Source organism: Pseudomonas sp. P5_A12 (genome assembly GCF_056400685.1).
The window spans coordinates 1-15,159 of sequence record NZ_JBFUKU010000130.1 but is presented as its reverse complement, the minus strand read 5'-3'; the positions used below and the strand labels follow the sequence as shown (position 1 = coordinate 15,159).

Sequence of the window (15,159 nt, the reverse complement as noted above, 5' to 3'; positions counted from 1 at the left end):
CACCACTGGACCGCGAACACGGGCTGCCACCGGCTCAGGTCGAGTACAAGCTGCGGCGCTTTGTGAACGATTACCTGCAACCGCCGAAAGTCACGAAGAAGATGCAGATCGGCCTGCAACGCTTCAGCGATATCCAGCGCGACCTCGATCAGATCAAGGCCCATAACGCCCACGAACTGATGCGTGCCATGGAAGTCAGCATGATCCGCGACTGCGCCGAAATGGCCGCCCGCGCCTCATTATTCCGCGCCGAAAGCCGTTGGGGGCTTTACCACTATCGGGTCGATCACCCGCAACGCAACGACAGCGACTGGTTCTGCCATTGCCACTTGAAGAAGGGGGATGACGGTCAGATGACCAGTTTCAAGAAAGCCGTCGAGCCTTACATCATTCCGCTCGACGCCGAAGAAATGCTGGCCTACGACCGGTTGCGGGTCGGTGCCTTTGCCGCCTGAGCCTGACTAAAAGAGAGACTGCCCAATGTCCTATCAACCCCAGGAAATCTTCTTTCGTTCCAACGCACCGGTCACGGTCGACGAGGATCTTTGCATCGCCCACAAAGGCTGCACCGTGTGCGTCGACGTCTGCCCGATGGACCTGCTGGCGATCAACCCGGCCACGCAGAAAGCCTACATGGCGTTCGACGAATGCTGGTACTGCATGCCCTGTGAAAAGGACTGCCCGACCGGGGCGGTGAAAGTCGAAATCCCTTACCTGTTGCGCTGAGTGACAGGACGCCATCGTCGGTATGCCGCCCAGACCAAGCCCGCTCCCACAGTGGATCAAGGCAAACCGAAAATCTTGTGTACACCAGGAAACCTGTGGGAGCTCGCCTGCTCGCGATGAGGCCAGCCCAAACAACCTAAAGCCATCCGGCAACACCGGACGCCAGCTTCAAACCACCCCTCGTTTCCCACCACGCCCTGATCGTGGCGGAGACGAACATCCTATAAATGATTCGAGGGGATACCCATGTTATTGCGTGCAGCATTCGCCGGTCTGGTACTGGCCTCATTCACCCTGTCGGCCTCCGCCGAAACCATCCGCATTGCCATCGGCACCCAGGACACCACCATCAATTGTGCCGCCGGCGGATTGCTGATTCGTGAACTCGGTCTGCTCGACAAATACTTGCCCCACGACGGCCAATACAAAGACGCTAGATATGAAGTGGAGTGGAAAAACTTCACCAGCGGCGCACCGCTGACCAACGAGATGGTCGCCGGCAAACTCGACTTCGGTGCCATGGCCGATTTCCCCGGATCGTTCAACGGCGTGGCGTTTGAAACCGCCGGCAAGCACAGCCTGTTCATCAGTGTGCTCTCGGGCAGCATCAAGGGCAGCGGCAACGGCATCGTGGTGCCGAGTGCATCGGGTGTGCAGTCATTGGCGGAGTTGAAAGGCAAGACCATTTCCGTGCCGTTCGCCTCGACGGCCCATGGCATGTTGCTGCGAGCCGTTGCTGCGCAAGGCTGGGATCCGCTCAAAGACGTCAACATCATCGCCCAGCCGCCAGAAGTCGCAGGCTCCGCGTTGCAGGCCGGGAAGATCGACGCCCATGCCGACTTCGTGCCGTTCGCCGAACTGTTCCCGAGCCGTGGTTTCGCTCGCAAGATTTACGACGGTGCCCAGGCCGGCGCGCCGACCTTCCACGGCGCGTTGGTGGATCAGGCGTACGCGAAGAAGTACCCGGAAATCGTCGTCGCTTATCTGCGGGCGAGCATCGAAGCCAACCAGTTGCTGGCAGCGGAACCTGAGAAATACAGCGAACTGATCGCCAAGGTCACCGGCGTCGACGCCGAGGTCAATTACCTGTTCCACGGTCCGCTCGGCGTGCAAACCCGCGACCTGAGCTGGAAGCCGGAATACCGTCAGGCGGTGGGCACCGCCATCGATACCCTCAAGCTGTTGAAGAAGGCTGATCGCGGTCTCGATCTCAATACCTTTATCGACGATCAATACATCCGTGCCGCGTTCAAGGCCTCGAACCTGGATTACACCGCGCAACTGGCCAACTACGGACAGACGCCTTTGACAGCGGTGGATGCGGCGAGTGGTAAAGCGATCACTGACTTCAGCCATGTGGCGGAAATCTGGGTGCGCGGCGAACCGAAAGTCCGGCAGTACGCCTCGGCGCAAGCGGCGTTTACCGCGTTGGCCGGGTTGAAGTCGGAAGGCAAAAACATCCGCGCGGTGTATGCCCAGGCCAGCGACAGCGGGATCAAGTTGCTGGCGGATCAGGCGTGGTTTGCCAGCGATGCGAAAGGGCAGCTCAGCGTCTTCCTGCTCAAAGGCCAGGCCCAACAATTCGCCACGGCCCAGGGCGGAAAGGTCTTCGACTTCAGCGAAGCCACCACCCAGGCCGTAGCCGTCCGCTAATCCCACAGACACCTCGGTCAAATGTAGGAGTGAGACCGGCTTGCCGGCGATAGCGGTGGGTCAGTCGACATCGATGTTGAATGTCAGTCCGCTATCGCGAGCAGGCTCACTCCCACAGGGATCTCGGTTGAGAGGAAGAATTGTGTACCGATCCTATGCACGCTGGATCCCCAGGGCCGCATCGCTGCTGCTCTGTCTGCTGTTCTGGCAACTCGCCGCCAGTGGTCACTGGAACCTCGGCCTGGTCACTTTCGCCAACGTCCCGACGCCAGTGGCCGTCATCCAGGCCGCATTGGGCCTCGGCGACTCTGGCAAGCTCGCCCAGCATCTGAGCAGCAGCCTAAGTCGGGTCTTCGCCGGTTATCTCGCGGCACTGATCATCGGCATCGGCCTGGGCCTGGCCATCGGCCGTTCGAAATGGGCCGAGGACTTGCTGCTGCCGCCATTGGAAGTCCTGCGGCCAATCCCCGCCGTTGCCTGGATTCCGCTGGCGATCCTGATGTTTCCGTCCTCGGAACTGTCGATGGTCTTCATCACCTTCACCGGCGCGCTGTTCCCGATCCTGCTCAACACCGTGCACGGCGTCGAAGGCGTCGACCCACGCCTGATCGCCTCGGCCAAAAGCCTCGGGGCAGGGCGGCGGGCGATTCTGCTGGAGGTTATTTTGCCGGGCGCCGCGCCGAGCATCATCACCGGTCTTGCCATTGGCATGGGCACTTCATGGTTCTGCCTGGTGACGGCGGAAATGATCTCCGGCCAATACGGCATCGGCTATTACACCTGGGAGTCCTACACCATTCAGAACTACGCCGACATCGTCGTTGGCATGTTGCTGATCGGCGTACTCGGGATGGGCAGCAGCCTGCTGATCAAACGTCTCGGCGGGCTGTTCACGCCGTGGCACCGACCACGAGGAAAAGCCTGATGAGCGTGATGCAAACCCCGGAAGGGCGGATTGATATTCGCCAGTTGTCCATCGTTCTCGGTGAAGGCCCGCAAGCCTTCGAAGCCGTGCAAGGTCTGGATTGCCAGATTGAAGCGGGGCAGTTCGTGTGCATTCTCGGGCCGTCCGGTTGCGGCAAATCGACCTTGCTCGGCGCGCTGGCCGGGCATCTGCAACCGCGCTCCGGCAGCCTCAAAGTCGATGGTGCGCAGGTCTCGGGACCGTCGCCGCAACGCGGCATGGTGTTCCAGCACCACACGCTGTTCCCGTGGCGAACCGTGCGCGACAACGTTGCCTTCGGATTGAAGATGCGTGGCATGGGTAAAGCCGAACGCCACAAGGCTGCCGATGAAATCCTTGCCTTGGTGGGCCTCGAAGGTTTTGCCGAGCGCTGGCCGGACCAGCTCTCCGGCGGTATGCAGCAACGGGTGGAAATCGCTCGGGTGCTGATCAACCGTCCGCGCCTGCTGCTGATGGACGAACCCTTCGGCGCCCTTGACGCGCTGACCCGGTTGAACATGCAGGAACTGCTGCTGGACATCTGGACGCGGATTCGCACCACCGTGGTGTTCGTCACCCATGACATCGACGAAGCGTTGTTCCTCGCGGATCGCCTGCTGGTCATGAGTTCGCGCCCCGGCCGGATCATCGAAGACTTGCGCCTCGACTTCCCAAGGCCGCGCACCACCGAACTGGTGACGAGCCATGAGTTCTCCCGCTTGAAGCGTCATTGCCTCGAACTACTGCGTCACGAAGACGGTCGGCAGTTACCGCGCCTGAACCCCCTCGGACTTCCCCCTGAAAACAAACTGCCGCGATTTGCCCTATGACCTCACTATTCGATGTAACCGATAACGACGACATTCTCGCCCTGCAACCGCGCCTGACCGATGACGATCCTGGTGTGCGCCGCATTGCCCTGATTGAACTGGCCGACCTCGAAGAGCCGGACGGCTTGTTGTGGCTGGTCAACCGACTGACCGAAGATCCGACCGAAGAAGTCCGCGCAGAAGCCGCACGCTTACTTGAAGCCTGGGAGGAAGAAGCCGTGGTCGAAGCGCTGTGCCAGGCGCTGACTGATCCCTCGTTGGCCGTGCAATCGGCGGCTGCGCAAAGTCTTAGTCTGCTCAAGAGCGAGGCGGCAGGTCGGGTGATTCTGCCGTGGACCGGGCATGCCGAGGCCAGCGTGCGCATTGCTGCGTTCAGGGCGTTGCGTGAGTTGCGTTTTCCTGGTGCCGCCGCTGCCGCTTTAGCCGCGTTGAACGATGCAGACGCCAACGTCCGTCGCGAAGCTGTTGGTGTACTTGGCTGGCTCAAACAGCTCGATGCGTTACCGGATTTGGCGAGATTGGCCAGCGCCGATCCCGACACTGAAGTCCGCCGCGCCGCCACCGGCGCCCTCGGTCTGGCCTCTGACGCTCAAGTGCTGCCAGCGCTGCGTCAGGCCTTGCAAGACGATGCCTGGCAAGTGCGCGAAGAAGCCGCGACCACGTTGGGCAAAGTCGGCCACATTGACGCGGGTCCCGCACTGATCGACGCCTTGAGCGACGATTACTGGCAAGTCCGCCTGCGCGCCACTCGCAGCCTCGGTCGTTTGCATTACGCCCCGGCCCTTGAAGCCTTGATCGAAACCTTGGGCCACCGCATCAGCAACCTGCGCAAGGAAGCTGCGCTGGCCCTCGGCGAATTGAACGACAAGGATGCCATCGCCCCCTTGCAGGCTGCACAAGACGACGGCGACCCGGAAGTGCGCAAAGCCGTGCGCATCGCCTTGAGTCAGCTGCAATGAACCCGGTGGCAGTGGGTAATTCCCAAGGTAAACAGCAACTGCGATTGAACTGGCCGGATGGGCGTGAGCAGAGGCTGGGGCACGCTGAGTTGCGGCGTCAGTGCCCGTGCTCGCAATGCCGGGCGTTTCGCTTGCAAGGGCTGACGGTAAAAGTTGATCCGCGCATTCGCGTGGTCGAGTTGAATGCCCAAGGCTACGGTCTGCAACTGATCTTCAGCGACGGCCACGAACGCGGCATCTATCCCTGGCCCTACCTGGCACAACTCACCCCCGAACCCACCTCATAAACCTGTGGGAGCGGGCTTGCCCGCGATGAGGCCATCAGATCCAACATCAATGTTGAATATAAGTCCGCCATCGCGAGCAGGCTCGCTCCTACAGGGGATCTGTGTGGTCAGAAGGATTTGCTGACACTCGCCACCACGGTGGCGCTGCACACGTCGTCGTAGCCCCAGTTGCTGGTGCATTGGCTTTTCGACAGATCAGTGTCGACGTAGGCCAGGCCCAGCAGCACCCCGGTCAGTTCGTGGGTCAGTTTGACTTCCCATTCGCGGTACGAATCCTCGGCCTGGCCTGAACTTGAGAACAGGTGCGGATCCTTGAAGTCCATGTTGCCGTAGCGCAGTTTCAGGCCGGTGTCGTAAGGCAATCGGGTTTCGTAACCGACATAGCTGTACAGCGAGTTTTGCTTGCTCTCGATGCCCGGCGCATCGTCGGAGTAGTACGCACCGAACTTCACCCCGTAGACACTGAGAATGCCGTAGACCTCGCTCTGATTGAACTGGCTTTCTTTCGGGTACGTGTATCGCAGATAGCCAATGTCCAGATTGACGTCCTCGGTGGCTTCCCAAAGCCAACCGGCGTAGTAGTCGATTTCCTGACGGGTTTTCAGGCCGCCGCCGAAGTCGACGTTCGAAGTCCAGGCACCCACGTACAGACCCGTGCTGTGAGCCAGGGTCGCGCCGGCCTGCATGGCGGGGTCATTGAGTGTTTGCGAAATGCCTCGGGAGCGGTAATCACTCGCCAGGTTCAGGTCCACCAGCACGGAAAAGTCATCATTCAGGACGATGGCCTGGCTGCTCAACGGCAGCAGACTTAGGGATCCGAGGGCGAACAGGGTGAAAGCTTTCATGAGTAAAGTCCCGATATTGTGATTGTTGTATGGGGCAGTTTTTGCGCAAGGCTGCGCCGAACCCCGGCGTTGAACGCGGGGTCTGGCAGCGGGTTCAGCAGATTTTTATTAGAGGGTCGGTGCGTAGACTTCGCGCCCGGCGAACCAGGTTTGCAGCACTTGGGTGTCGCTCAGGGCCTTGTTGTCGACGGTGAATACGTCGCGGTCCAGCACGATAAAATCGGCTTGTTTGCCAGGGCTGAGCGAACCGATTTGCTTCTCCAGGCCGATGGTGCGCGCAGCGTTCAGGGTGTAGGCGTAGAACATCGTTTCGCGATCCACGGCTTCTTTGATGTTCAGTACGCCCAGCGGCCCGATGCGGGTGATGGCCTGGGCCATRGCATTCCATGGGTTGGGCGAAGACACCGGCCAGTCACTGGCACCCGCGATGGTCGCGCCCTGTTTGAGCAGCGAATGCGCCGGGTATTGATAGCGGAAGGCGAGGGCGCTGACGTAAGGCTTGATCATGTCCGTGGTGTAGTCGTCGGCCGAAGCCCACAGCAGTTGCATCGAGGCGATGACGTCCAGCGGTTTGAATCGGGAAAATTCTTTCGGGTTGACGATTTGCAGGTGGGTGATCGAGTGCGTCACGCCGCTTTGGCGATCCTTGCGCGCCTGGGCGATGCCGTTCAGCGACTCACGCACAGCACGGTCGCCGATGGCATGGATGTGCACCAGCCAGCCGCGCTGGTCGATGGCGCTGACCAGTTCACCGAAATGCTTCGGATCAATCAGCAATTCGCCCTGTTTGTGCGAGTTGCTGTAAGGGTCGATCATCGCCGCGCTCTGGGCCGGGAATTCGATCACGCCGTCGGCGAAGATCTTGACGCCCGGCAGGGTCAGGTTCGGGATGCCCTGAAATTGTTGGCGAACCTTGTCCAGCGTATCGAGGTCAGCCGGTACGCTTTTTGAGTTGGCCACCAGCAAGGCCGCCACGTGCACACTCATGCCACCGGTTTCAGCCAGCGCTTTATAGGCCGGCAGCACACCGACGGTTTTCTCCGTGGGCTTGAGCGCGAACAGCGGTTCGCCGGGGGCGGCATTGGCGGCGGGGTCCATCCACGCCGTGATGCCGACGCTGTTGTTGTAGCGCACAGCCGATTGGGCGGCCTTGAGCATCTCGGCGGTGCTCGGCACGGGCATTTTCGAGGACACCCGGTCCCAACCAGCGTCAACCAGGAAACCATTGGGGGTGCCATCGGCCCGTTTGCCGATGGTGTCGACTTCGGCGGCGGGCAATGATTTGAGCAGCGCGGCATCAATCCCGGCACGCTTGAGCATGAAGTCGTTGGCCCAGGCTGTGTGGTGGTCRCTGCCGGTGAACACCACAGGCACGTCGGCCCATTCACCGTTGTTGAATTTTTTGCCCAGCTCTTCGGCCTTGGCCCAGTAGACCGAACTCATGCCGGCGATGGTCAGCACATCGCCGTGTTTGGCCTTGCCGTCGTCACGCCAGCCGCGCAGGCGTTTTTCCAGTTCGTCGAGGTCGACCACCTCGTCTTCCATGTTGGCCACGACCATTTCCAGACCGCCGAAAATCGCATGGGAATGGGTGTCGATCAGGCCGGGCATCAGGGTTTTTCCGCCCAGATCCACCACTTTGGTTTGCGGCGTGATCAAGGCTTTGATCTGTGCATCGCTGCCGGCTTGCAGCACCTTGCCGTCCTGTACCGCCAGCGCCTGCACCTTCGGTTGGGCACGGTCGGCGGTGAAAATCTTGCCATTGATCAGCACCAGATCGGTGGCTGCCATGGCTTCCATCGAGGCAAAACTAACAGCGGCCATCAAGAGATTCGGAATGAATCTTTTCATTRAATGTTTCCTTGTTATTGCGTCTGATGGCCAGATTAGTGGCTGCTGGTGCGCAGCAGAACGCCTTCCTCACGAAAAACGTTTTTGCCGGAATGGAAAAAGTATGGACAAGTTGAGTGCGTTGAAAATGTTCGTGGTCACGGCGCAACTGGGCAGTTTCAGCCGCGCCGCCGAGCAACTGGGCAAGACCCCGTCGGCCCTGACCAAAGCAGTCAATCACCTGGAGGCCGAACTTGGCGCCCGCTTGTTCGAGCGCAGCACCCGGCGGATTCTACTGACCGAATCCGGGCGGCTCTATCTGGAAACCGCGCGCCAGGTGTTGCAGCGGCTGGAGGAGGCCGGCGAGGAAATCGAGCAGTTGCAGCATGGCCTGCGCGGCAACCYGAAAATCACCGCGCCGCTGGCCTATGGGCAGGCGTTTCTCGATCAGGTGTGTGGCGGTTTTCTTGAGCAATACCCGCAGATCAACCTGCAGGTGGACCTGTGCGATGAATTCGTCAATCTGCTGGAAAGCGGCTACGACCTGGCCCTGCGCGAAGGCCACGATGATTTGCCGGGGCTGATCGCTCGGGTGGTCGGCAGCAATCGTCTGGCGTTGTGCGGCAGCCCGGCTTATCTGGCGCGCAAAACATTGCCGGTCACCCCGAACACCCTCGATGACCACGAATGGCTGCTGTACCGCCATCCATTGCTCAGCCGCGAATTCTGGTGGGTCGAGCGCGACGGGCAACGCCTGAGCCTGCCACAGCCGCAACACCCGCGATTGCGTAGCGACAATTACGACCTGCTGCTGGCTAACGCACTGGCCGGTCGTGGTTTGTTGCATACACCGCTGTGGAGCGCCGCTCCGTACATAGCCGATGGTCGGCTGGTGCAGGTGATGGCTGACTACGACATCGATCCGGACAGCTTCGGCCCGCACATTCTGGCGGTGTACCCGAGCCACCGACGGGCGACCGCGAAGGTGTTGGCGTTTATCGATTACATCGCAGGGTTTCTGGCGTCCCGCGGATTGAACTGATGATCCCACGGCCCCTGTAGCAGCTGTCGAGCAGCGCGAGGCWGCGTTCGGCGGCGCAGCCGTCGCAAACCCGGCAACCGGGTTCTATCAGGCAAACCGCGGACGCWGCCTCGCGCTGCTCGACAGCTGCTACAAGTCCTTGTCAGGAAAATGCCAAAAGAGTACAAATGTACTCCATGACGACTTTAACTCCCCGCCGTACCGCCATCCTGACCTTTATCCGCGACCGAATCGCGGAGCACGGCCAGTCCCCGAGCCTCGCTGAAATCAGCGAGGCGTTCGGTTTCGCCTCCCGCAGCGTGGCGCGCAAGCATGTGCTGGCGCTGACCGAAGCCGGTTTCATCGAGGTCAATCCCCATCAGGCTCGGGGCATTCGCTTGCTCGGGCAACCGGCGCGGCCCGAGTTGCTGGACATTCCGGTGCTCGGCCGGGTCGCGGCGGGTGCGCCGATCGGCGCCGATGCCGAGGTGCACAGCCGGTTGCTGCTGGATCCGTCGATCTTCTCGCGGGTGCCGGACTACATGCTGCGGGTTCAGGGCGACTCGATGATCGAGGACGGCATTCTCGACGGCGATCTGGTGGGCGTGCGGCGCAACCCGGAAGCGGTCAATGGCCAGATCGTGGTGGCGCGACTCGACGGCGAAGTCACCATCAAACGTTTCGAGCGGGCCGGCGATACGGTTCGCCTGTTGCCGCGCAACCCGGCGTATCAGCCGATCATCGTTCAACCCGGTCAGGACCTCGCTATCGAAGGGGTGTTCTGCGGTCTGGTGAGGCAAGGGTGATGGGCGCCGTCGTTGCGCTGGATACGCTGTTCAATGGAGGCCAGGTCTGGAAGGGCCGGCCTGCGCCCCCGGCCGTCAGCCCGCAACCCACCGGGCATGCCGCGCTGGATGCGGCGTTGCCTACCGGTGGCTGGCCGGAAGCGGCGCTGACCGAAATCCTTCTGGCCGGGCAGGGCGTCGGCGAATTGCAACTGGTGTGGCCGGCGCTGGCGCGATTGTCGGCGGCAGGTGAACGCATCGTGCTGGTGGCGCCCCCTTACGTGCCGTATCCCCAGGCGTGGCAGAGCGCCGGGGTCGATCTGCGCCAGTTGTCGATTATCCAGGCCAGCGAGCGGGATGCCTTGTGGGCCGCTGAACAATGCCTGCGTTCCGGCAGTTGCGGTGCGGTGCTGTGCTGGCCGCACAAGGCCGATGACCGGGCGTTGCGCCGTTTGCAGGTGGCGGCGGAAACCGGCTCGACCCTGGCGTTCGCCTACCGCTCGATCCATGAAGCCATCAACCCTTCGCCCGCTGCCCTGCGCATCGCCATCGATGCCAAACCTGCGCAATTGCGCGTGCTCAAGTGCCGGGGAGGGTTGGCGCGTTCGGCGCCGATTGCCTTCCCCGTGGGGCATTGAGGTTGCCATGCGCTGGGTCTGTATTCTTTTCCCGCAATTGGCGCTGGACGCGGTGCTGCGTCAGCGCCCCGATCCCGATGAGCCGCTGGCGCTGCTGACCGGCCCGGCGCAGCGCCGGGTATTGCAAGCGGTCAACGCGTCGGCGCGGGCGCTGGGCTTGCGTCCGGGGCAGTCAATGACCGCCGCCCAGGCCTTGAGCAAAGGCTTTGCCACGGCCGAATACGACGCCGCGGAGATCGAGCATTGGCAGCAGTTTCTCGCCGCGTGGGCCTACCGGTTCAGCTCTCAGGTCAGCGTGCATTACCCGCGTGCCGTGGTGTTTGAAATCGAATCCAGCCTGGGCTTGTTCGGGCCGTGGCCGACGTTCGAAGCGCGGTTGCGCGCCGAGCTCGGCGAACTGGGTTTTCGCCATCGGATCGTCGCTGCGCCCAACCCGGTGGCCGCGCGGGTGCTGGCCAACGTGTATGACGGGCTGGTGGTGCCGGACAACGACGCCTTGCAGCACCATCTCGGGCAGTTGCCCGTCGACCGGATCGCCCTGGAGCCCGTGGTGGCCACGGCGTTGTCGCGCATGGGCTTGCGCACCTTGAGCCAGGTGCAGGCGCTGCCGCGACAGAGTCTGGCCCGGCGTTTCGAAGCCCAGGTGCTCAAGCATCTGGACGCGTTGACGGGGGCGCGGCGACTGGCCTTGGCGTTCTACCTGCCGCCGGACCGTTTCGACGTGCGCATCGAGCTCAATTTCGATGTGCAATCCCATCAGGCGCTGCTGTTTCCGCTGCGCCGGTTGACCGGTGATCTGTCGGCCTTTCTCTGTGGTCGGGACAGCGGCGTGCAGCGTTTCGATCTGCATCTGGAGCATGCCGGCTTGCCGGACTCGGTGATCAAGGTCGGCCTGCTCAGCGCCGAACGCGATCCGGCCATGCTCTTCGAACTGGCCCGGGGGCGACTGGAACAGGTTCAGGTCGAAGCCCCGGTGCGCGGTTTTCGGCTGTGTGCCGAAGACTTGCCGAGCTTCGTGCCGCAGTATCAGGAACTGTTCGATGACCGCCCGCAGCAATCCTTGCCCTGGGAGCAACTGCGCGAACGCTTGCGCGCGCGGCTCGGCGATGAGGCGGTGCATGGTTTGCGCTTCCAGGCCGATCACCGGCCGGAATGCGCGTGGCAGGCGCGGGTTGACAGTCAACTCTGCGCGGGGTTGCCGGGTGTGCAGCGTCCGGGCTGGTTGCTGACGGAACCTCAGGCGATCCACGAAGGCTCGACCCGCATCCTCATGGGGCCGGAGCGTATTGAATCCGGCTGGTGGGACGGCGCCGACGTGCGCCGTGATTACTACCTGATCGAAACCCGTTCCGGCCAACAGGGCTGGGCCTATCGGGCGGTGGGTGAGGGCGGTCCGCTGTGGCTGCAAGGCTGGTTCGCATGAGCATTGACTACGCCGAGTTGCACTGCCTGTCGAACTTCAGCTTCCAGCGTGGCGCCTCCAGTGCCCTCGAACTCTTTCAACGGGCGAAAAAACACGGCTATCAGGCGCTGGCGATCACCGACGAATGCACCCTGGCCGGCATCGTCCGGGCCTGGCAAGCGGCCAAGTCGGTGGAGCTGCCGCTGATTATCGGCAGCGAAATCCGCATCGAGAACGGCCCGAAACTGGTGCTGCTGGTGGAGAACCTTGAGGGTTACCAGACCCTGTGCCGGCTGATTACCCGGGCACGACGCCGTACGCAGAAAGGCCAGTATCAGGTGCTGCGCGAAGATTTCAGCGAGCCGATGCCGGGGCTGTTGGCGTTGTGGGCGCCGGACACGGTCGATGACTTTGAGCAGGGCCAGTGGCTGCAACAGACCTTCGCCGAACGCCTGTGGCTGAGCGTCCAGTTGCATTGCGGCCAGGACGATACCCGGCGTCTGGAGGCGTTGCTGAGCCTGGCGCGGGAGTTGCGGATTCCAGCGGTGGCCAGTGGCGATGTGCACATGCACACCCGTGGCCGACGGGCCTTGCAGGACACCATGACTGCCATCCGTCATCACCTGCCGGTGGCCGAAGCCGGGCTGCGTCTTCACCCCAATGGCGAGCGGCATGTGCGCAGCCTGGCTGTTTTGCAATCGATCTACCCGCCAGCCTTGCTCGATGAAACGTTGACCATTGCCCGGCGCTGCACCTTCGACCTTGGGCAGCTGCGTTATCAGTATCCACGGGAGTTGGTGCCGCAAGGCCACAGCGCCGATTCCTGGCTGCGTGAATTGACCGAACGCGGCATTCGCGAACGCTGGCCCCAAGGGGCGAGCGAGAAGGTGCGCGGGCTGATCAACAAGGAATTGGGGCTGATCGCCGAGCTGGGCTACGAAAGCTACTTCCTGACAGTGCAGGACATCGTCGCCTTCGCCCGGCGCGAGAAAATTCTCTGTCAGGGCCGAGGCTCGGCGGCCAACTCAGCGGTGTGTTTCGCCTTGGGCATCACCGAGATCGACCCGGACCGGATGAACATGCTGTTCGAACGCTTTCTCTCCAAGGAGCGCAACGAGCCGCCGGATATCGATGTGGACTTCGAGCACGAGCGTCGCGAAGAAGTCTTGCAGTACATCTTTCAGCGCTATGGTCGCAGGCGCGCGGCGTTGACGGCGGTGGTCAGCACCTACCATGCGGCCGGCGCGGTGCGTGACGTGGCCAAGGCATTGGGTTTGCCGCCGGATCAGATCAACGCCCTGGCCGATTGCTGCGGTCACTGGAGTGATGCCACTCCGCCCGTGGAACGCCTGCTGGAAGGCGGATTCGACCCCGAAAGCCCGGTGCTGCGCCGGGTCTTGAGCTTGACGCAACAGCTGATCGGCTTCCCCCGGCACTTGTCCCAGCACCCCGGTGGTTTCGTGATTTCCGAGCAGCCCCTGGACAGCCTGGTGCCGGTGGAAAACGCTGCCATGGCCGAGCGCACGATCATTCAGTGGGACAAGGACGATCTGGACGCGATCGGGTTGCTCAAAGTGGATATTCTGGCGCTGGGCATGCTCAGCGCGATCCGCCGTTGTTTCGATCTGCTGCGTCGCCACCGGAACCTTGACCTGAGCCTGGCGACGATCCCGTCCGAAGACCCGGCCACCTACGACATGATTGGCCGGGCCGACACCATTGGTGTGTTCCAGATCGAATCCCGGGCACAAATGTCGATGTTGCCCCGGCTCAAACCGCGCAAGTTTTATGATTTGGTGATCGAGGTGGCCATCGTTCGCCCCGGCCCTATTCAGGGCGGCATGGTCCATCCGTATCTGCGCCGCCGAAACAAGGAAGAACTCGAAAGTTATCCCTCCGAAGAGTTGCGGGAGGTGCTCAAACGCACCCTCGGCGTGCCGCTGTTCCAGGAGCAAGTGATGCAGATCGCCATCGTCGCCGCCGACTACAGCCCCGGCGAGGCCGATCAGTTGCGCCGTTCCATGGCGGCCTGGAAACGCCACGGCGGGCTGGAACCGCACAAGGATCGACTGGCCGCCGGGATGAAGAAAAACGGCTACACGGCCGAGTTCGCCGCGCAGATCTTCGAGCAGATCAAAGGCTTTGGCAGCTACGGGTTTCCCGAGTCCCACGCCGCCAGTTTCGCCTTGCTGACCTACGCCAGTTGCTGGCTCAAATGTCACGAACCGGCGGCCTTCGCTTGTGCACTGATCAACAGCTGGCCGATGGGGTTCTACAGCCCGGACCAGATTCTCCAGGACGCGCGCCGGCATCATTTGCAGATTCGTCCGGTGGATGTGCGCGCCAGTGACTGGGATTGCAGCCTGGAGCCGATGACCGGCGCACAACCGGCGATTCGCATGGGGTTGCGGATGATCAAGGGCTTTCGCGAAGACGATGCCCGGCGTATCGAAGCGGCGCGCGCGCGTGGGGTGTTTGTCGACATCGCCGACCTCGGCGAACGTGCGCGCCTCGACGCCCGCGCCCAGGAGCAACTGGCCGATGCCGGTGCACTGCGGGGGTTGGCCTGTGACCGGCATCGGGCGCGCTGGGAGGTGGCAGGGGTGCAAAAGCAACTCGGTTTATTTGCCGGCCTGCCGCGTCAGGAAGAGGACGCCGTGGCGTTGCCCAAACCCGCCGTCGGCGAAGACCTGCAAGCCGATTACGCCAGTGTCGGCACCACCCTCGGCCCGCATCCCCTGGCGTTACTGCGCGGTGAACTGAGAGCCCGGCGCTGCCGCAGTTCGCAAGAACTGATGGCGGTCGAACACGGGCGCCCGGTCAGCGTCGCGGGACTGGTGACGGGTCGGCAACGGCCGAGTACCGCCAGTGGCGTGACCTTCGTCACCCTGGAAGACGAGTTCGGCAACGTCAACGTGGTGGTCTGGCGCGACTTGGCGGAAAGGCAACGCCAGGTGCTGGTCGGCTCGCAATTGCTCAAGGTCGATGGCCGCTGGGAAAAGGAAGGCGAAGTTCGACACCTGATTGCCGGACGCTTGAGCGACCTGAGTGCATTGCTCGACGGCATCAGCGTGCGCAGCCGGGATTTTCGCTGACCTGTGTCGAAGGGCTATTGAYGACCGCTGCGCAGCCTTCGCAAACCCGGCAATTGAGTTCTTTCAGGTAGAAAGCAGACGCAGCCTCGCGTTGCTCGWCAGCTGCTACAAATCCCCACCACCCACCCTGTAGCAGCTGASGAGC

Annotated in this window: 13 protein-coding genes and 1 pseudogene; 12 read left to right on the top strand and 2 right to left on the bottom strand. The window is 62.3% G+C overall.

The features are described 5' to 3' along the window. The 7 genes and pseudogenes from AC1DSG_RS17810 to AC1DSG_RS17780 form a co-directional block, all read left to right on the top strand. A pseudogene (locus AC1DSG_RS17810) lies at window positions 1–455 on the top strand (fumarate reductase/succinate dehydrogenase flavoprotein subunit); the annotation flags it as partial. Between the two features lie 25 nt (window positions 456–480). Continuing rightward, entirely contained in the window at window positions 481–726 is a 246-nt protein-coding gene (locus tag AC1DSG_RS17805) for a 4Fe-4S dicluster domain-containing protein (RefSeq protein ID WP_477792059.1), read from the top strand. Window positions 727–972: 246 nt separating this feature from the next. After that, complete coding sequence (locus tag AC1DSG_RS17800; protein WP_477792058.1) at window positions 973–2,379, top strand: ABC transporter substrate-binding protein; 1,407 nt, start codon at window positions 973–975, stop codon at window positions 2,377–2,379. A gap of 142 nt (window positions 2,380–2,521) precedes the next feature. After that, complete coding sequence (locus AC1DSG_RS17795) at window positions 2,522–3,304, top strand: ABC transporter permease (protein WP_477792057.1); 783 nt, start codon at window positions 2,522–2,524, stop codon at window positions 3,302–3,304. Beyond that, on the top strand, window positions 3,304–4,152 hold the full coding sequence (locus AC1DSG_RS17790) for an ABC transporter ATP-binding protein (RefSeq protein WP_477792056.1): 849 nt from the start codon (window positions 3,304–3,306) through the stop codon (window positions 4,150–4,152). The genes AC1DSG_RS17795 and AC1DSG_RS17790 overlap by 1 nt, the downstream gene beginning before the upstream one ends. Further along, on the top strand, window positions 4,149–5,111 hold the full coding sequence (locus AC1DSG_RS17785; protein ID WP_477792055.1) for a HEAT repeat domain-containing protein: 963 nt from the start codon (window positions 4,149–4,151) through the stop codon (window positions 5,109–5,111). Before AC1DSG_RS17790 ends, AC1DSG_RS17785 begins: the two co-directional genes overlap by 4 nt. Continuing rightward, window positions 5,108–5,398: a DUF971 domain-containing protein gene (locus AC1DSG_RS17780; protein WP_477792054.1), complete on the top strand. Its 291-nt coding sequence runs from the start codon at window positions 5,108–5,110 to the stop codon at window positions 5,396–5,398. Before AC1DSG_RS17785 ends, AC1DSG_RS17780 begins: the two co-directional genes overlap by 4 nt. Before the next feature lie 107 nt (window positions 5,399–5,505). Here the strand turns inward: AC1DSG_RS17780 and AC1DSG_RS17775 are convergent, their stop codons facing one another. Together AC1DSG_RS17775 and AC1DSG_RS17770 are read right to left on the bottom strand one after the other, a co-directional pair. Then, window positions 5,506–6,243, bottom strand: coding sequence for a TorF family putative porin (locus tag AC1DSG_RS17775; RefSeq protein WP_477792053.1), 738 nt, complete (start codon window positions 6,241–6,243; stop codon window positions 5,506–5,508). Between the two features lie 108 nt (window positions 6,244–6,351). Next, window positions 6,352–8,094, bottom strand: a complete 1,743-nt coding sequence (locus AC1DSG_RS17770; RefSeq protein ID WP_477792052.1) for an amidohydrolase — start codon at window positions 8,092–8,094, stop codon at window positions 6,352–6,354. Between the two features lie 103 nt (window positions 8,095–8,197). On the opposite strand from AC1DSG_RS17770, the gene AC1DSG_RS17765 reads away from it, so the two are divergent. The 5 genes from AC1DSG_RS17765 (at window position 8,198) to AC1DSG_RS17745 (ending at window position 15,014) form a co-directional block, all read left to right on the top strand. Continuing rightward, window positions 8,198–9,115 (top strand): LysR family transcriptional regulator, encoded by a 918-nt coding sequence (locus AC1DSG_RS17765; protein ID WP_477792051.1) that lies wholly within the window; start codon window positions 8,198–8,200, stop codon window positions 9,113–9,115. 167 nt (window positions 9,116–9,282) lie between these two features. Next, window positions 9,283–9,900 carry a transcriptional repressor LexA gene (gene lexA, locus AC1DSG_RS17760; protein ID WP_477792050.1) on the top strand — a complete coding sequence of 206 codons (618 nt, stop codon included), beginning with the start codon at window positions 9,283–9,285 and terminating at the stop codon, window positions 9,898–9,900. Then, window positions 9,900–10,517 carry a translesion DNA synthesis-associated protein ImuA gene (gene imuA / locus AC1DSG_RS17755; protein ID WP_477792049.1) on the top strand — a complete coding sequence of 206 codons (618 nt, stop codon included), beginning with the start codon at window positions 9,900–9,902 and terminating at the stop codon, window positions 10,515–10,517. Before lexA ends, imuA begins: the two co-directional genes overlap by 1 nt. Before the next feature lie 7 nt (window positions 10,518–10,524). Beyond that, window positions 10,525–11,940: a Y-family DNA polymerase gene (locus AC1DSG_RS17750; protein WP_477792048.1), complete on the top strand. Its 1,416-nt coding sequence runs from the start codon at window positions 10,525–10,527 to the stop codon at window positions 11,938–11,940. After that, window positions 11,916–15,014 (top strand): error-prone DNA polymerase, encoded by a 3,099-nt coding sequence (locus AC1DSG_RS17745; protein ID WP_477792047.1) that lies wholly within the window; start codon window positions 11,916–11,918, stop codon window positions 15,012–15,014. Before AC1DSG_RS17750 ends, AC1DSG_RS17745 begins: the two co-directional genes overlap by 25 nt. The last annotated feature ends 145 nt before the right edge of the window (window positions 15,015–15,159 follow it).